This is a genomic window from Bartonella sp. MM73XJBT, from assembly GCF_028618465.1.
Lineage (GTDB): Bacteria > Pseudomonadota > Alphaproteobacteria > Rhizobiales > Rhizobiaceae > Bartonella.
This window is the reverse complement of the sequence record NZ_JAQISY010000002.1, coordinates 99,248-117,448: the sequence shown is the minus strand read 5'-3', so window position 1 is coordinate 117,448 and position 18,201 is coordinate 99,248. Positions and strand designations below refer to the sequence as shown.

The 18,201-nt window shown below is 36.2% G+C and carries 14 protein-coding genes; 10 read left to right on the top strand and 4 right to left on the bottom strand.

Translation table 11 applies throughout. From position 1 onward, the window contains the following. Positions 1–19: 19 nt before the first annotated feature. The 4 genes from PVV69_RS01235 to dprA are packed head-to-tail and all read left to right on the top strand — an operon-like array spanning position 20 to position 4,122. Positions 20–985 (top strand): aspartate carbamoyltransferase catalytic subunit, encoded by a 966-nt coding sequence (locus tag PVV69_RS01235; RefSeq protein WP_273720402.1) that lies wholly within the window; start codon positions 20–22, stop codon positions 983–985. Continuing rightward, on the top strand, positions 982–2,283 hold the full coding sequence (locus tag PVV69_RS01230; protein WP_273756144.1) for a dihydroorotase: 1,302 nt from the start codon (positions 982–984) through the stop codon (positions 2,281–2,283). Before PVV69_RS01235 ends, PVV69_RS01230 begins: the two co-directional genes overlap by 4 nt. Positions 2,284–2,294: 11 nt before the next feature. Next, positions 2,295–2,927 carry a glycerol-3-phosphate 1-O-acyltransferase PlsY gene (plsY, locus tag PVV69_RS01225; protein WP_273756143.1) on the top strand — a complete coding sequence of 211 codons (633 nt, stop codon included), beginning with the start codon at positions 2,295–2,297 and terminating at the stop codon, positions 2,925–2,927. Then, complete coding sequence (gene dprA / locus PVV69_RS01220) at positions 2,902–4,122, top strand: DNA-processing protein DprA (RefSeq protein ID WP_273756142.1); 1,221 nt, start codon at positions 2,902–2,904, stop codon at positions 4,120–4,122. Before plsY ends, dprA begins: the two co-directional genes overlap by 26 nt. On the opposite strand, the gene PVV69_RS01215 is transcribed toward dprA, so the two are convergent. Next, positions 4,052–4,258 (bottom strand): hypothetical protein, encoded by a 207-nt coding sequence (locus PVV69_RS01215; protein ID WP_273720394.1) that lies wholly within the window; start codon positions 4,256–4,258, stop codon positions 4,052–4,054. The genes dprA and PVV69_RS01215 overlap by 71 nt on opposite strands. Positions 4,259–4,522: 264 nt before the next feature. Between PVV69_RS01215 and topA the strand changes: the two genes are divergently transcribed. From topA to PVV69_RS01185, 6 genes are all read left to right on the top strand, one after another. After that, positions 4,523–7,111 (top strand): type I DNA topoisomerase, encoded by a 2,589-nt coding sequence (topA, locus tag PVV69_RS01210; RefSeq protein ID WP_273756141.1) that lies wholly within the window; start codon positions 4,523–4,525, stop codon positions 7,109–7,111. Positions 7,112–7,114: 3 nt separating this feature from the next. Continuing rightward, the gene (gene rnr / locus PVV69_RS01205) at positions 7,115–9,403 is read left to right on the top strand and encodes a ribonuclease R (protein WP_273756140.1); all 2,289 of its coding nucleotides are present in this window, start codon (positions 7,115–7,117) and stop codon (positions 9,401–9,403) included. Between the two features lie 1,582 nt (positions 9,404–10,985). Further along, positions 10,986–11,153, top strand: a complete 168-nt coding sequence (rpmG, locus tag PVV69_RS01200; protein WP_004864083.1) for a 50S ribosomal protein L33 — start codon at positions 10,986–10,988, stop codon at positions 11,151–11,153. A gap of 366 nt (positions 11,154–11,519) precedes the next feature. Next, positions 11,520–12,074, top strand: a complete 555-nt coding sequence (locus PVV69_RS01195; protein ID WP_273756139.1) for a thermonuclease family protein — start codon at positions 11,520–11,522, stop codon at positions 12,072–12,074. A 30-nt stretch (positions 12,075–12,104) separates the two neighbouring features. Continuing rightward, positions 12,105–12,740: a uracil-DNA glycosylase family protein gene (locus PVV69_RS01190; RefSeq protein ID WP_273720388.1), complete on the top strand. Its 636-nt coding sequence runs from the start codon at positions 12,105–12,107 to the stop codon at positions 12,738–12,740. A gap of 20 nt (positions 12,741–12,760) precedes the next feature. Further along, a complete protein-coding gene (locus PVV69_RS01185) occupies positions 12,761–13,264 on the top strand; it encodes an Lrp/AsnC family transcriptional regulator (RefSeq protein ID WP_273720386.1) in 504 nt (167 codons plus the stop codon). A gap of 14 nt (positions 13,265–13,278) precedes the next feature. On the opposite strand, the gene cobT is transcribed toward PVV69_RS01185, so the two are convergent. The 3 genes from cobT to glpD form a co-directional block, all read right to left on the bottom strand. Next, positions 13,279–14,286 (bottom strand): nicotinate-nucleotide--dimethylbenzimidazole phosphoribosyltransferase, encoded by a 1,008-nt coding sequence (gene cobT / locus PVV69_RS01180; protein WP_273720384.1) that lies wholly within the window; start codon positions 14,284–14,286, stop codon positions 13,279–13,281. Between the two features lie 397 nt (positions 14,287–14,683). Then, complete coding sequence (dusA, locus tag PVV69_RS01175; protein ID WP_273720382.1) at positions 14,684–15,664, bottom strand: tRNA dihydrouridine(20/20a) synthase DusA; 981 nt, start codon at positions 15,662–15,664, stop codon at positions 14,684–14,686. Between the two features lie 708 nt (positions 15,665–16,372). Continuing rightward, a complete protein-coding gene (gene glpD / locus PVV69_RS01170) occupies positions 16,373–17,887 on the bottom strand; it encodes a glycerol-3-phosphate dehydrogenase (RefSeq protein ID WP_273756138.1) in 1,515 nt (504 codons plus the stop codon). Positions 17,888–18,201: the final 314 nt, after the last annotated feature.

Below are 18,201 nucleotides of genomic sequence, written 5' to 3'. Positions count from 1 at the left end.
AGAGATAGAATAGAATGCTATGACTCAAAATATTTTTTTCCCCCTTTTTCCCCATCAACATCTTTTAGGTATTAAAGGTTTGAGTATACAAGACCTGTCTACATTGCTTAATCGTGCAGATACAAATGTTACTCTTTCTAAAAAAATTGATAAAACAAAATCTCTATTATATGGACGGACTCAAATTAACCTCTTCTTTGAAGCTTCCACACGAACACGATCCTCTTTCGAATTAGCCGGCAAACGATTGGGAGCAAATGTGATGAATATGGCTATCAGTAATTCATCTGTAAAAAAAGGGGAAACATTGATTGATACAGCCACAACTCTCAATGCAATGAAACCAGATATACTTGTTATTCGCCATAGTAGTGCTGGAGCAGCTGCTTTGTTAGCGCAAAAAGTTGATTGTTGTGTGATTAATGCAGGTGATGGTGCCCATGAACATCCAACCCAAGCTCTATTAGATGCCCTGACAATCAAAAGAACAAAAGGTCGTATTGAAGGATTAACGGTTGCAATTTGTGGAGATATCTTGCACTCACGTGTAGCGCGTTCCAATATCCTAAGTCTCAATGCTTTGGGAGCGCGAGTTCGTGTTGTTGCTCCTTCCACACTCTTACCCACAGGAATTGCTGATATGAGCGTTGAGGTTTTTAACACCATGAAAGAAGGCCTTAAAGATGCTGATGTTATCATGATGCTCCGCTTACAACATGAACGTATGACAGGTTCGTTTATTCCCTCTATTCGTGAGTATTTTCATTATTTCGGCTTGCATAAAGAAAATTTGGCTTATGCTAAAAACGATTGCATTATTCTCCATCCAGGTCCAATAAACCGTGGTATAGAAATCGCATCTGATATAGCAGATGGACCACAAAGCATGATTCATACACAAGTAGAAATGGGTATTGCTGTGCGTATGGCTGTGATGGAAGCCTTATTGGATTCACGTCTTCAGACCAGTGGAGAAAAAAAATGACAAAGCCAATTGTCTTTCAAAACGCTCGTATTATTGATCCTTCACGCACAGTTGATGAAATTGGTACAGTTATTGTTGAAAATGGACGGATTATAGCTGCTGGAAAGGAAGCTTTAAATCAAGGATTTCCTGATGGTGCGGAAATTATTAATGCACAAAACAAAGCAATTCTCCCTGGACTTGTTGATGCGCGTGTTTTCGTTGGGGAACCAGGAAATGAAGACCGTGAAACCATTGCCACAGCAAGTCAAGCAGCAGCAGCAGGTGGCATTACTTCTTTTCTTATGATGCCAGATACAAATCCAATTATTGATAATAGAGCACTTGTTGAATTCATTATGCGTACAGCACAGGAAATGTCATCAGTTAATATTTATCCCGTTGCTGCAATTACGCAAGGTTTCAATGGGCAAGAAATAACTGAATTTGGCTTGCTAAAAGATGCGGGAGCAATTGCTTTTAGTGAAGGAAAAAAGACACTGCAAAGCTCATCTGTTATGCGACGTGCAATGACTTATGCTCGCGACTTCGATGTTCTCTTGATGCATGAAACACAAGATAAGGAGCTTACAGGAAAAGGTGTTATGAATGAAGGATTGCTCGCCAGTTGGCTAGGACTCTCTGGTATCCCTCGCGAAGCAGAAGTTATTCCTCTCGAAAGAGATTTACGACTAGCAGCATTAACACAAACACGCTATCATGCTACCCAAATATCGACAGCACTCTCTGCCGATGCACTTCGCTTAGGTAAACAACGCAGTGAAAAGATTACAGCCGGTGTATCCATTCATCATTTATCTCTTAATGAAAATGACATTGGTGAATATCATACTTCTTTCCGTTTTATGCCTCCATTGCGTACAGAAGAAGATCGTATAGCAATGATTGAAGCAATAAAAGATAGGACAGTAGATATTATTGTCTCTTCTCATGATCCTCAACATGTTGATACAAAAAATTTACCATTTAATGAAGCATCTTCAGGTGCCATTGGTATGGAAACTTTATTGAGTGCGGCTTTACGCCTTTATCATGATCAGACGATATCTCTTCTACGACTCACTGAACTTTTATCAACAGCACCAGCTAAACTCTTTGGCCTTCATGCAGGAACACTTAAAAAAGGTGCTCATGCAGATCTTATTTTGGTTGATCTTGAAGAACCGTGGGTTGTTTCTACCGACAGGTTGTATTCACGCTCAAAAAATACATCTTTTGAAAATGCACGCTTTCAAGGGCGAGTTCTCCAAACCTTTGTTAAAGGACGATCAATCTTTAAACTTAATCAGGAAACTTAATGAGATTTTTCATGAATGAAGGTGAAACACTTTTCCAGTTCACTCCATGGTTTATTTTTCTCATGTCCTATCTCGTTGGCTCGATCCCATTTGGGCTACTTTTTACGCGATTGGCTAGACTTGGTGATGTGAGAAAAATTGGTTCTGGAAATATTGGAGCTACGAATGTTCTAAGAACAGGAAATAAAAAAGTTGCCGCTCTGACACTTCTTTGCGATATGTTGAAGGGAACTATTGTTATTCTTGTTATAAAATATTTAAATAATCCAATAGAAAATAGTCTCATTATTTTTCTAGCTGGTTTTTTTGCTTTTTTGGGACATCTTTTTCCCATATGGCTGAAGTTTAAAGGTGGTAAAGGCGTTGCGACATATCTTGGTGTTTGTTTAGCAATCTACTGGCCAATAGCAATTTTTTTCATTGTTGTATGGATGGGGATTTTTTTACTCACCCGCTATTCTTCTTTATCTGCACTTATTGCTGTAGCGATGACTCCAATATTTGCTTTTTATTTTTCCGATTCTCATTTCTATTGTATGCTGTCAGCTATGAGCATATTTGTATATATAAAACATTACGCAAATATCAGTAGATTATTAATTGGGAAAGAAAGCAAGATTGGTACGCAAAACGGGGATAAATAAAGGAATCCTTCTCACGGATCGTCAACGTCTAAATTGGTTACGATTATTGCGTAGTGAGAATATAGGAGCAGTGAGTTTTCGCAATCTCATAGATCATTATAAAACAGCAGAAAACGCTCTAGGAGCACTTCCTGAGCTCAGTAGAAAAGGCGGTCTTTCTACATCTGTTCGCATAACAACGATAGAAGAAGCAGAAAAAGAAATGCAAGAAGCCGAAAGGTTAGGTATTCGTTTTATCGCTGTAGGAGAGCCTGATTATCCAACCTTTCTTAAGGTGACAGAAGCCTCACCACCTCTTATTGCCATAAAAGGTGATGTTTCAGTTTTTCAAAAACCTTCTGTTGGGATTGTAGGATCTCGAAATGCCTCAGCGGCTGGCAAAAAACTTGCTGCTCAATTTGCGCATTTTCTTGGAGATGCTGGCTTTACAACAATTTCTGGACTCGCTCGTGGAATTGATAGCATTGTACATCAGGCAAGTCTATTAACAGGCACAGTTGCGGTAATGGCTGGTGGAATTGATCACATTTATCCTCCTGAAAATAAAAAACTCTATGAAGATATTATCGCTAACGGTGGAGCAATTATCAGTGAAATGCCCATTGCTTGGAAGCCACGTGCTATCGATTTTCCCAGAAGAAACCGTATCATTGCAGGTTTATCACTTGGTCTTTTGGTTGTGGAAGCAGCATTGCGATCAGGGTCCTTAATTACCGCACGTCAAGCCGCCGAAATGGGACGATTGATTTTTGCCGTTCCTGGCTCTCCACTTGATCCAAGGTCTGTTGGTACAAACAATCTCATCAAGGACGGCGCTCAACTCACCACGCATCCTGCTGATATCATAGAAACGCTTACACCATTAATTTCTGCTTCACCGAATTCTCAACTCAATTTTTTTGAGGAAGAGGATGCTGCCTCTCTACAATTTGAAAAGGACAATTTTAGTACACCTCATGAAAAATATCAAAGCCCTTCTTGCCTTGGAGATGACAAAGAACGTGCTCTAGTTCTCTCTGCCCTTTCCACAACACCCATTGACTTAGATACACTCAGTACCCATTCAGGTGTTGCACTCCCAAATCTCTACCTCTTGCTGGTTGAGCTTGAGCTTGCTGGAAAGCTTACTCGACATGCTGGTGGTTATGTGTCATTGTCGAGTTTGGATCTTCCCCAAGAGCTTCAGCACTATTAATAATACTTTGCCCTTCTTTGGCAACCATATCCAAAAGCAGTGCTAAAAGTGGGCTGTGCGCTTGACGTGCCATTTGATTCATTTGTTTGGACATATCTGTAATATATTGGATAACTTTTAAATGATTTATAAACATAATTTTCTATCCTTGAGCATTTTCCCTCCTACTTCTCAACAGATGTTATCTTAGTATTTTGCCGTATGTTTTTGTATTAACAATATAAAATAAATCTTATAATTCCATATAGGGTGTATTTGAATAATAACAATTACAAGTTGTACAATATTAATGTTTTTTGTATGACGAATATTTTTTTATGTGCTCTTAACCAATTGCTATTAGCTATTCGTGTGAAAGAGGATTATAGAAAAGTTTTTATTTCAACATTCGGGTAAAATTATGAATATCGTTATCGTTGAATCACCAGCAAAAGCAAAGACAATTAATAAATATCTTGGATCTCAATACAAAGTCGTAGCATCATTTGGACATGTTCGTGATTTGCCTGCAAAAGATGGTTCCGTTCTACCCGATCAAGATTTTTCTATGAAATGGGATATAGATTCTGTTGCCGCGAAACGTTTAAATGAAATAGCAAAAGCAGTTAAAGAAGCTGATAGCCTCATCTTAGCAACCGACCCTGATAGAGAAGGAGAAGCTATTTCTTGGCATATTTTGGATGTTCTTCGTCAAAAAAAAGTTTTAAAGGATAAACCTGTTAAACGGGTTGTATTCAATGCGATCACCAAAAAGTCTGTGCTTGATGCCATGAACAATCCACGTGATATTGATACATCACTTGTAGATGCTTATCTTGCACGTCGTGCTCTTGATTATCTTGTTGGTTTTACGCTCTCGCCTGTTTTGTGGCGTAAACTTCCCGGTGCACGCTCTGCTGGTCGTGTTCAATCTGTCGCTTTGCGTATTATTTGTGATCGTGAAGCAGAAATAGAACATTTTATCAAAGAGGATTATTGGTCTCTTACAACAGACTTAAAGACCATCAGAAATGATAGCTTTCAAGCAAGATTAACAATGTTTAATCAAAGGAAAATTGGCAAACTTGATATTCAATCTCAAGAACAAGCAGATCAAATTCGCCTTATGTTGGAGAAAGCAAAATATCGTACATTCAGTGTTGAAGCAAAGCCGACAAAAAGAAATCCTGCTCCCCCATTTACAACATCTACTTTACAGCAAGCTGCTTCTTCAAAATTAGGATTTTCAGCTTCTCGCACTATGCAAATTGCTCAAAAACTTTACGAAGGTGTTGAAATTAATGGTGAAACGGCGGGGCTTATTACCTATATGCGTACCGATGGTGTGCAAATAGCGCCAGAAGCCATTGATTCAGCACGAAAAGTAATTCATGAATCTTTTGGCAGTGATTATATCCCTGAAAAACCACGTTTTTATTCAACAAAAGCCAAAAATGCACAAGAAGCGCATGAAGCTATCCGCCCCACAGATTTTCAACGTACTCCCAATCAAGTACGAGGTTTTCTCGATAGCGATCAGGCAAAGCTCTATGAGTTAATCTGGAAGCGCGCTATTGCCAGCCAAATGTGTTCTGCTGAAATTGAACGTACAACCGTTGAAATTGAAGCACAGCAAGGAGAAAACCATGCAAATCTACGTGCAACAGGTTCTGTTATTCGTTTTGATGGCTTTATTTCTGTTTACACGGATCAACGAGAAGAAGAAAACAGTGAAGAAAATGAAACAACACGTTTGCCACAAATAAACACTGGTGAAGCACTTGAAAAAGAAAAAGTCGAAGCTATACAACATAGCACAGAACCACCCCCCCGTTATTCTGAAGCTTCCTTAATTAAGAAGCTTGAAGAGCTGGGAATTGGTCGTCCTTCAACCTATGCCTCTACGTTGGCGACATTGTGTGATCGCGGATATATTATCATTGATAAACGAAAACTTATTCCTGATGCTAAAGGACGTATCGTTACAGCCTTTCTTGAAAATTTCTTTAATCGCTATGTAGAATATGGTTTCACAGCAGACCTTGAGGAAAAACTGGACCTTATATCGGATGGAAAACTTTCTTGGAAAGATGTCATGCGCGATTTTTGGGATGGATTTAACGCGTCTATTAGCAATATTAAAGAACTGCGTATAACCAATGTCCTTGATGTTTTAAACGTGACATTAGCTCCTCTTGCTTTTCCTGTACGTGAAGATGGAAGTGATGTTCGTTCTTGTCCCCTTTGTACAAACGGTGAATTATCCTTAAAGCTAGGGCGTTATGGTGCATTTGTTGGCTGCTCCAATTATCCCGAATGCAAATATACACGCCAACTTGGCACAGATACTGGAGAAGAGAATGAAGTCATTCGGAATGATGAACCTGTTATGCTCGGTGTCGATCCTCAAACAGGAAAAGATATTTCTCTTCGCAATGGTCGTTTTGGTCCCTATATTCAACTTGGTGAAAGCAAAGAAGCCAAGCGCTCAGGACTACCAAAAGAATGGCAGGCAGAAAATATCACTCTTGATAAAGCCTTAGCTTTACTATCCCTACCCCGTGAAATTGGTACACATCCTGAAACAGGCAAAATGATTACAGCAACTATCGGACGCTATGGTCCTTACCTTACGCATAATGGTAAGTCTGCTCCCCTTCTTCATGCAGATGACGTTTTTGATATTGGCATCAACCGTGCTGTTACAGTATTGGCCGAAAAACAAGAAAATAAAACAACGCGGAGCAGGACAACATCGGCAGAACTCGCAACATTAGGAGAACACCCTGATGGAGGAACTGTCACCGTACGCAATGGACGTTATGGTCCGTATGTTAATTGGGGCAAAATTAATGCAACATTGCCAAAAGATAAAGAACCAATTAGTGTAACACTTTCAGAAGCATTAGAACTTATATCAGCTAAAACATCTCATAAAAAAGCAACCGGTAAGGCTTCCAGTAAAAAAGTAACGACAAAAAAAGCTCCTTCCAAAAGAAAAGAGACATAAATTTTGGCTCAAGGCGAAAAAAAAACAAAATATTTTCAATCATTCAATATGGAAAAACTGCCCCAAAAAGCAGAAATCCTTTCCTTTATAAATGAGAATCCTGACCAATCAAGTAAACGAGAAATCGCCAAAGCTTTTAACTTAAAAGGTGATTCTCGTATCTGGCTAAGGGGTATTTTACGTGAACTGAAAGATCAAAACCTCATATCAAAACAACGTAAAAGAGCAATAAACAAAGGAAAATTGCCGCCAGTTGCTTTAGTAAAAATTAGTGGACGCGATGAAGATGGCAGTTTGATCGCACAACCTGTTGAATGGGAAGATGGACCAAAACCAAATATTGAAATACACTCTTTTCATCGCATAAAAGGGGCAAGCATTGGGATTGGAGATCATGTTCTCGTAAAAGTTTTTCGAACTAAAACATCTCAAAGTTTTCCTTATACAGGGAGAATTATCCGTAAAGTTGAAGTGTCACCAAAGAGCATATTTGGTATTGTACGAGAGTTGAAAAATGACCAATGGCGACTTGACCCTATAGAGCGTAAAACGGACGAACTCATTATTGAGAGCTCTGAGATATCTTCAAATATGAAGATAGAAGCAGGAAACCTTGTTGAAGTTGAAATTAAAAAAAATACCGGTTATGGATTAAAAACAGCACAAATAAAGAATGTTTTAGGGCATATTGACAGTGAAAAAACACTCTCAATGATTGCGCTTCTTTCAAAAGGCATTCCTTATATTTTTCCTGAAGATGTGCTTGAGCAAGTCAAACATATCAAACCTGCCAACAGAGAAAATCGTGAAGATTGGCGGCAATTACCGTTTATTACAATTGATCCATTCGATGCAAAAGACCATGATGATGCCGTTTATGCAACAAAAGATCAAGATCCTGCCAATGTTGGAGGTTGGATTATTTTCGTCGCAATTGCAGATGTTTCTTATTATATCAAAACAGGAAGCCCTTTAGATAAAGAAGCATTAAAACGAGGAAATTCTGTTTATTTTCCTGATCGTGTTGTGCCAATGCTGCCAGAACGCATTTCTAATGATTTATGTTCTCTGCGTGAAGGAAAAGAAAGACCAGCTTTGGCCGTTCGGATGGTTTTTGATGCAAATGGGAACAAACGAAAACACAGTTTTCACCGTGTTATGGTGCATGTAGTAGCCAAGTTCTCTTATCAAGAAGTGCAATTAGCAATTGAGGGAAATATAAATAAAAAAACTGCGTCCTTTTTCGAGAATGTTTTACAACCATTATGGGACGCTTATAGGTGTCTCAAAATCGCGCGGAATCGTCGACAGCCGTTGGCATTAGAAATAGCAGAAAAAAAGATTATCCTTGATCAAAATGGATGTATTAAAGATGTTGTTAGTGAACCACATTTAGAAGCACATCGTTTGATTGAAGAATTCATGATACAAGCAAATATTGCCGCTTCTGAAACATTAAAAGAACATCACCAACCCCTCATCTATCGTATCCATGAAAAACCTTCTCTTGCAAAACAAGAAATACTACGAAGTTTTCTACAAAGTTTGGGAATATCACTCTCTCGAGGTGCAGAGCTTACATCTGCACGCCTTAATAATATTTTAACAAAAGTTATAAATACCCAACAACAAGAATTGGTTAATCAAGTTATTTTGCGCACACAATCTCAAGCGGAATATAATCCTCAAAATATTGGTCATTTTGGTTTGAATTTACATAACTATACACATTTTACATCACCCATTCGCCGTTATGCTGATCTTATTATTCATCGTGCACTCATTAAAGCTCTAAAATTAGGCAACGATCAATTAACCAAAAAACAAGAACAAAATCTTGCGGAAATTGCCACGCAAATTTCCTTATATGAGCGCCGTGCAATGGTCGCTGAAAGAGAAACCGTTGATCGACTTGTCGCCCATTATTTAACCAACAAAATCGGCTGTATTTTTACAGGTCGTGTTTCTGGTGTAACAAAAGCTGGACTTTTTATCTCACTCGATAGGCTTAATACAGATGGTTTTGTACATATTACGACACTTAAAAATGATTATTATTATTTTGATGAAGTACAACATACTCTTGTGGGAAAGCGTAGTCACAAAGGCTATCAACTAAGTGATATTGTAGAGGTAAAACTTATAACAGTACAGCCTTTTGCGGGTGCTCTATGCTTTGAGCTCTTAACAGAACCTCGTCCAATAGCTTTTTCATCGAGATCTTACCATAAAAACAAACTTATAACGAAAAAACAAAGACATGCTTTTTATAGAAGAAAGAATCTTAACTAAACAAAAAATTAAAACAAATTGTTATAATTTTTATTTAAAAGATTTTAAACGCTTGTGAGAGAAATTTAATAGTTATGTTATTTCCCTAAAATTGAATATTATTGATAATAATTACAAAATATTGATTATTAAAAAATAAGAAACACTCTATAATTTGTAGTAATTATATTATTTAATATAATCATAATCAGATAAAAAATTGAAATAACTTTCTGTATGAAATAACTGAAAAATTTAAAAAGGATAGGTTTGTATTTCTTTTATTCCAAGTTAACATTTCATTAGCCTCATAAATAAAAGCATAATTAAGCCATCTACATGATAAAAAATTTGAATTCTCATAATAATTCTTTATGCGTAACCGTTGCAGTTATTACAACCGTTAGCACTGTTGGATAGCATTGGAAAGACAACTTGTTTCACTTCTCATGACAGAAAAAGGTATTTTAAATAGAAAATCGAGCCATCGACTATAGCAAAATAATTGGTAGAATTGCTACAATTATTGCTGCCATATTCACTACTCGAATCACCTTATAGCTAGGTATTATTCAAACAATATTGATAATGATGATCATAGGGACTTTGCGTTTTTAGAATTCTATTTTTTAAAAATCCATATGAATTTGGTTCATTTGAAGATTTATATTACATTTGACGATAACAATTCTTTTTATCCTGTCAGAGTTTTCAAACAATGGTTGTGCATCAGTTAAAGCATGCCTTAATACACTTAATTTATACTATTATAGTAAAACTTATGAGAAGTCACTGCTAGCAAAGGCAGGAGCACAGAGTTTTATGTCTTTTGCGACAGACTATATCCTTATTGTCCTTTATTCTATACTAATTCTTATAGTCTGAAAATGAATTTTAAAGTTTAAAGAGAATCAGCAGTGGTTATGCGTTTTCTATCTTTTTCATATTCCAAGCATCATTGATGAAAGTCTTTCTTTACCGTGCTATCCAAATGGGTAATTCTTATAACACCCTTTAATTTATTCATTGGATATAACGGGATATAACGAAAATGAGACTGCACATTTTATGGCAACGCTCACACTTAGTAATATTTTCTTCTTAATTCCTATAAAGATTATAAGCGATTATGCAAAGGATCGGCATTATCCTAGGCTGAGCCGTCTTAGGTTTTTGGGAAACTTTTATGATATTATGGATAACAAAACACCAATGGCTTTTGATATTGGCTCTCTTTTTCCTCGGAAGTGTGTGAGCCAATTTTTACATAATAGAACGCACATATCTTGGTGCGCTTTTTAGGACATGAACTGGCTATGCTTATTCTACTTAATTTTTGTTATGGAATTGATATATTTATGGGACCAATTCTTACAGTCAAACCATGGATATCTTTTCATGCTTTGATTTTTCAGCAGCCATCACTTGTTTTTTCATCTTATCCGTGATTTTGGTGTTTGTACAAATTATCAGAAAATTAATCAGCTCTTGACTTTTTTTAGAACATCCGTAGTGTTGCCGCAAAATCTGATTATATGAAAAATAGATTTTAAAAATAAGGCAATATTGTTTTTCGATATAATATAAATAGGAATCTTAAATTATGGCTAAGGCAGCAACCATTAAGATCAAGCTTTTATCAACTGCAGATACTGGTTTTTTCTATGTGACGAAGAAAAACAGTCGTACAATGACAGATAAAATGAGCAAACGTAAATATGATCCAGTTGTAAAAAAGCACGTCGAATTTAAAGAAACAAAAATTAAATAAGTGGGTTATATCGTTTAACTGATAATTTCTAAACCCTAAAAGAGTGTTTTTTGCTCTTCAAAATTATTTTTGGAGAGTGTTTTTGTTTTTTTAATTAAAGAAAGCAATCTATCTGTAAACTATGCATTTTTACGGAATGGGTTGATTTGTTTTTTGATCGCTTATCTGTATTATAATGATAAGCTTTATCATAGTATTATCTTTGATCTATTTTGATATGTAATAAAGATATAAAATGCATGACAATAACAAAATATTTCCATCACAATAAAGCGGTATTTTTATCAAGAGAATGGAAATACTCGCAGAATTTATAGGAAATTCTCACTCAATAAAACATGTTATAGTAGCAGTTTTTTAAATTTCATGAAAAAAAAGTTTTTCTCTTTTGATCAAAAAAACGTTAAGCTCAAAATTACTGGTTTTAATATTTTTATTGCTGCGCTCATTATAACAATTTATTTTAAATACATTCAAGCGTCCCCTCAAAAAGAAAATTTTTCTTCAAAAACATCTATTGAAGGTCAAGCATTTGTTATTGATGGCGACTCACTCATGATTTCTTCTATCATGATTCGGCTTGCAGGAATCGACGCCCCTGAACTCCACCAATTTTGCGGTAAAAAGGAGGCACATTATCCATGTGGGCTTGAAGCAAAAAAGTATTTAGAACAACTTATAGCCAATCAACCCGTTAGATGTTATTGGCATAAAAAAGATAAATACCGTCGCATTCTTGCAACATGCAAAACAAAACAAGTCAGCAATATCAATGCAATGCTTGTACGGAAGGGTTGGGCTGTAAGTTATTATGATTACCCTCAAGAAGAGCAAGAAGCTAAAAAGAAAAAAAAAGGAATATGGCAATCCAATTTTCAACGACCGAAAGAATGGCGAAAAGCACATCGACGGACAGAATAAGAAGAATATTTTTCAATTTCCTATTTGCCCATGAAGCAACAACACTGTAACCAAATTATCAAACTTCAAAAACAAATTTATTCTTGTCGGATTTGTATTCAACAACCATGTTATCTCCCTCCTCTTCCTCATGAACCAAATCCCGTTGTTTATTTATCTGATAGGGCTTTAATTGCAATCGCAGGTCAAGCACCTGGGTTGCGTGTCCATGAAACTTCTATCCCTTTTAATGATCGCTCTGGTGAAAGATTACGTCATTGGCTAAATGTCTCGAAAGAAGAGTTTTATAATAGATCTCTCTTCGCTATTGTTCCTATGGGATTTTGTTTTCCAGGTTACGACAAAAATAAATCCGATTTGCCACCAAGACGTGAATGTCGTGAGATATGGCATGAGAAAGTATTTCAAGCGATGCCACAAATAAAGCTTGTAATTGCTATTGGAAGTTATGCACAAAAATGGCATATTACAGAACTGAAACATAAAACTGTTTCAGCAACCGTCAATGATTGGAGGAATATTCTTTCCATACGCCAACCTCGAGGCTATAATGTTATGCCTTTGCCCCATCCTTCATGGAGAAACACTTCTTGGTTACAAAAAAATCCATGGTTTAATGATGAGCTTGTTGTGTATTTGCGTAGTTTGGTGCGTAAATTTTTATAAACTGAATATTGAGAAAAAATATGGATCGTCTTGATCGAAAAATTCTACATCTTTTGCAAGAAAATGCGACACTCTCTGTTGCTGATATTGCTAAAAGAGTTGGACTTTCAACCACGCCTTGCTGGCGCAGGATTCAAAAACTTGAAGAGGATGGTGTTATTCAGCGTCGTGTTGCTGTCCTTTCTCCAGAAAAAGTAAATGCTCATGTTACTGTTTTTGTTTCTATTCGTACAAACACACACAGCCATGAATGGTTTAAACGTTTTTCAAAAATTGTACAGGAATTTCGTGAAGTCATTGAATTTTATCGAATGAGTGGGGATATTGACTATTTATTGCGCGTTGTCGTTCCCAATATTGAAGCTTATGATCTTTTTTATAAAAAATTAATTGCTCAAATTGATATTCGTGATGTCTCATCTTCTTTTGCAATGGAACAGATTAAATATACAACAGAACTTCCACTCAATTACATAAAATTACAAGACAAAACCAGTGAACAAGATTCTGAAAGGATTCTGTAAAACAGAATCATCTCTCAGGCGGTTAAATTCTCTTTTTCAAAAAACGCCATTTGTGTATGTGTCAAAATAGCAGCCTTGACGACACCTGCTGCCATAGCTGCACCTGTCCCTTCGCCAAGGCGCATTTTCAAATCTAGAAGAGGTTCTTGGCCAATTGTTTTTAAAAGTTTATGATGTACTGCCTCAGAAGAAACATGCCCCACAAGAGTATGATCAAGAGCTCTCGGATGCATTTTATAAAGAATTGCTGCGGCTGCTGTTGCTACAAAACCATCTAAAATAACCGGAATTTTTTCCATTCTTGCAGCCAAAATCGCTCCAACCATAGCAGCAATTTCACGTCCTCCTAATCGACGCATTATTTCAAAAGGATCATGAAAATGTTCTTTATGTAAAGAGATCGCTGTCTTGAGCGTCGCTATTTTACGCTGATAAAATTCTCCATCTGATCCCATGGCACTTTCTGTCCATTCCTCAACATCCCCACCAAACAATGCTAAACACAAAGCTGAAGCTATTGTTGTATTTCCAATGCCCATTTCACCTATACATAAAAGATCTGTTCCACCAGCAATGGATTCCATTCCAAATGCCATTGTAGCAGCTGCACTACGCTCATCCATTGCAGCATCTTTGGTAATATTCATTGTGGGATATTCCAGGGCTAAATCAAATATCTTCAAACCAAGATCATAAGCTATGCAAATTTGATTAATAGCAGCACCACCCGTTGCAAAATTTTGTACCATCTTTTGTGTCATAGATTGCGGTAATGGAGTAATATTCTCCTCTGTAACACCATGATTTCCAGAAAAAATAGCGACGAGAGGCCGTTTTATGATAGGCTTTTCTGCTCCTCTCCATCCTGCATACCAAACTGCAATATCTCCCAATTTCCCCAGAGCCCCTTGAGAATTTGTTAATTTGTTTTGCCGTTTTTTTGCCAAAGTTATAGAAAACGCATCAGCACTAGGTAAATTTGTGAGTAAAGCACGAAAATCATCAAATGGACTAACAGTCATGAAGATACCTTTTCAAATCTACAATCTTTTATGGGAATCTTGTCATATATACAGGATATGAATAATTTATTGGTTTTTTAAAAGCAGTGTTTTAAAATATAAAATATTATTTGCGAAATTATTTTGTTGCTTAATTTTCAAACAAAATGATGACTCATCTAAAATGAGATATTATAAAATATTATCAATCTGTTCTTGTATTTTTTTATATTATAATATTAACCTATTTCCATATTAAGACACATGTATCGAATAGACTATTTAGCGTGCAATATCATCTCCATATAAAGATGATAGTTTTCTAAAATACATGAAGCTGGACTTTTAAAAATCTTCGTAAAGCAGGAAAGCTTTAAGAGAATCTGAATTTTAACATAAACTCATCTGTAAACACTTATTAAGTGAGGGCAGAAAAAGCTTCTTTTAAAACATGGATGTTCGCATCATTTTTTGTTGCATCATTTGATAATATTTGCCGCCATCGACGTGCCCCATCCCTACCATGAAATAAACCAATCATATGACGTGTCACATGAGAAAGCCGTCCTCCTAATGCGATATGTCGAGCAGCATAATCACACATAGCTTCAATAAGATCACTATCAGTCAGATCATTGTGCGGTTCACCATATATTTCAAAATCAACCTGTTTTAATAAAGCTGGATCATGATAAACTTGTCGACCAACCATGGTCGCATCACACAAAGTTAAATGCTCCTTTATCTCAAAAATAGATGTAATTCCACCATTTATCCCAATGAATTTATGTGGATATTTACGTTTTAATTTATAAACCCGTTCATAATTGAGTGGGGGAATATTGCGATTTTCTTTCGGGCTTAACCCTTGTAGCCATGCTTTGCGTGCATGTATCCAGAGTGCATCACATCCAGCATTCCAAACTTGATTGGCTAAAACATCTAAAGCGAATTCTTCATCTTGCTCATCCACACCAACACGACATTTGACAGTTACAGGTATCGTAACCACTTGCTTCATTGCTTCCACGGCATTTGCCACAATATCAGGATGTAACATCAAGCAAGCACCAAATACACCGGATTGAACACGATTTGATGGACAACCAACATTAAGATTTATTTCGTCATAACCAAATTCTTCAGCAATTTGTGCAGCCTGTGCCAATCTTTTTGGATCTGCTCCTCCTAATTGCAAGGCAACGGGATGTTCTTCATGATTCAAAGCCAATATTTGTTTGCGAGCGCCATGGATAACAGCATCCGCTACAATCATTTCAGTATAAAGAAGGGCTTTTTTCGTTAAAAGGCGATAAAAAAATCTGCAATGCTGGTCTGTCCAACTCAACATGGGTGCTACAGCAAATTTTACGGATGATGGAGGACCATAAAATATCATAAGAAATTACTCTCTCTTCTCCACTAAGTGCTTTTCATTCATAAGACAAAGTCACCACTTTTTTCTACTACATAGAAATTCAATTCTCTTTGCCGATACATAAAAAGAGAGAAACACATCCTCTATCTTATTGGTTTTCATAATTGATCTAAAATTTTAGCTAAAACAAATATAAGAAAGAAACATAATAGACTACTCTTAACGAAATGCGTTTCAGATATTATGTCCATGCAACAAGTGCTATAAGATATGAAATTATAATAAAAATTGATTTGAACGGTTCTCCTTACCACTTATATGCGCTTTTAAAGATTATATGGGCATTATCTACTACAATCTGTAAGCTATTTGGAGATTGATGAACAATAAATGAAAATATTATAAGAATGTATCATTATGGCTTCTTTTTTATAAGATTTCTCCATTTATTACATAAATGATGTATAAAATACCCAGTCTTCTCCATCGCTCAAAAGATAAAATATCTCTTCCCTATATACTTAATCAGATCAATTCCCTCTCTAATGAATGTACTTCATTTCATTGAATCTACAGGCAAGCCTTGCTCCTGAATATTTCATTTAATTTCATCATTTTATATTTTCAATATGCACAAATATTTTTATATTATCACCTCGAAGGAGAATCTATACAGAACTATAAATAAACTCTTTAACAATTTGAAATTATTATTAAATTTTGTTAAATTCATTTTTGATTTTGTATATAAGTAGAAAGAATCTGCATCTCGTTCTCATTAAATAAAAGTCCAAGTTTTGAACGGCGCCACAACACATCTTCACATGTTTTTGCCCATTCCTTTTCGATTAACCATTTGACTTCTATTTCATAGAGTCCATGTCCAAAATCTTTTCCTTTATCTGCTTTGCCATTTGCAAATATCACAAATGCTTCTGAACCATAAGAGCGTGCAAGTCTGCGATATGTAAAAGCATCTAAACCTGGAAGTAAAAGAGCGATTTTCTTTTCAATTATCTCTAAGCTATCATACGGAAAATCACCCCCAGGAAGCGTTGATTTTTTTGTCCACGGTGCTCCCTTTGTCCCAAGAGCTTTTTCAACAAATTTCATCGCATCTTCAGCGAGTTTGCGATAAGTTGTAATTTTACCACCATAAAGATTAAGAATCCGTGGCACATTTTCTGTACCCATTTCTTTTAAAACATAATCACGTGTGATTTCTTGTGCCTTTGAAGCACCATCATCATAGAGCGGACGAACACCAGAATAGGTCCAAACAATATTCTCACGCAATATGGGTTGAATGAAATATTCACTCGCTGCTGCACAGATATAATCAATTTCTGCATCTGTAATATGGACATGAGCGGGATCTCCCTGATAATCACAATCTGTTGTTCCAAGCAATGTAAACTCTTCTTGATATGGAATAGAAAAGAGAATACGTCCATCACCGTTTTGAAAAATATAAGCACGATCATGGGCATAAAGCTTAGGAATCAGAATATGAGACCCCCTCACAAGCCGTACAGGAGGATTTTCTTTACAGTCTAATACATTTGTCAGAATATGATTAATCCAAGGACCTGCCATATTTGCAATATAAGAAGCTGTCACACAATATTCTTTACCAGTTAATTTATTTTGAAGAGTGATCAGCCATTTTTCTTTTTCTCTTTTTAAAGAGAGAACTTCTGTCCGTACTTTTATATCGGCTCCGTGCTTCTCAGCATCACGAGCATTAGCAATGACCAAACGCGTATCATCTACTCTTGCATCAGAATATTCAAAACCTTTGCTGTATTTTTTCTTAAGTGTGGAAGGAAAGTTTTTTGAAAAATGAACTGTTTTACTGCGCCATAATTTCTGATTCCAGTTTCCTAAATAATCATAAATGAAGAGTCCCAAACGCAACATCCAAGCAGGACGCAATTCTTTATGATAGGGGAGAAGAAAGCGCAAAGGACGCACAATATGTGGAGCCATACGCCAGATAACTTCTCGTTCTTTTAACGCTTCACGAACCAGTTTAAACTCATAATGTTCAAGATAACGAAGTCCACCATGAATAAGCTTTGTCGATGCACTTGAGGTTCCCGAAGCAAGATCATTCATCTCCGCTAATCCCACTTTAAACCCGCGTCCAGCGGCATCTCTTGCCAGCCCACACCCGTTTATTCCTCCACCAATGATAAATAAATCATAATGCATCATGGTTTTCATAATTTTACTTTTCATCATTCAATTTAATTCATTCTACTGTACCCAATTAAAGTACCTGTAAAATGCTCTTAATCGGATTATCAATGTGCTTTTTTTCACAATAAACATGTATAAATATTTTAGATACCATCATAAATGAACACAGATAAAAAGAAAGGAAATTTCAGTCCTTAAAGAACATAATCATTGTAAATGTGCATCATATCAAATCTTCTTAGAGAAAAAAGTTGATGTTTTCTCTGCAACCTACTAGATATATGCTATAGTTGAGGGCTTATATTGCATATAAGCAATAGTTTTCATAGACTTTGACTTTAAGCATTATAATAGAA

Coding starts and splice junctions, on each gene's coding strand:
- PVV69_RS01235 (WP_273720402.1), top strand. CDS start 20: ATGACTCAAAATATTTTTTTCCCCCTTTTTCCCCATCAACATCTTTTA.
- PVV69_RS01230 (WP_273756144.1), top strand. CDS start 982: ATGACAAAGCCAATTGTCTTTCAAAACGCTCGTATTATTGATCCTTCA.
- plsY (WP_273756143.1), top strand. CDS start 2,295: ATGAATGAAGGTGAAACACTTTTCCAGTTCACTCCATGGTTTATTTTT.
- PVV69_RS01215 (WP_273720394.1), bottom strand. CDS start 4,258: ATGTTTATAAATCATTTAAAAGTTATCCAATATATTACAGATATGTCC.
- topA (WP_273756141.1), top strand. CDS start 4,523: ATGAATATCGTTATCGTTGAATCACCAGCAAAAGCAAAGACAATTAAT.
- rpmG (WP_004864083.1), top strand. CDS start 10,986: ATGGCTAAGGCAGCAACCATTAAGATCAAGCTTTTATCAACTGCAGAT.
- PVV69_RS01195 (WP_273756139.1), top strand. CDS start 11,520: ATGAAAAAAAAGTTTTTCTCTTTTGATCAAAAAAACGTTAAGCTCAAA.
- PVV69_RS01190 (WP_273720388.1), top strand. CDS start 12,105: ATGAAGCAACAACACTGTAACCAAATTATCAAACTTCAAAAACAAATT.
- PVV69_RS01185 (WP_273720386.1), top strand. CDS start 12,761: ATGGATCGTCTTGATCGAAAAATTCTACATCTTTTGCAAGAAAATGCG.
- cobT (WP_273720384.1), bottom strand. CDS start 14,286: ATGACTGTTAGTCCATTTGATGATTTTCGTGCTTTACTCACAAATTTA.
- dusA (WP_273720382.1), bottom strand. CDS start 15,664: ATGATATTTTATGGTCCTCCATCATCCGTAAAATTTGCTGTAGCACCC.
- glpD (WP_273756138.1), bottom strand. CDS start 17,887: ATGATGAAAAGTAAAATTATGAAAACCATGATGCATTATGATTTATTT.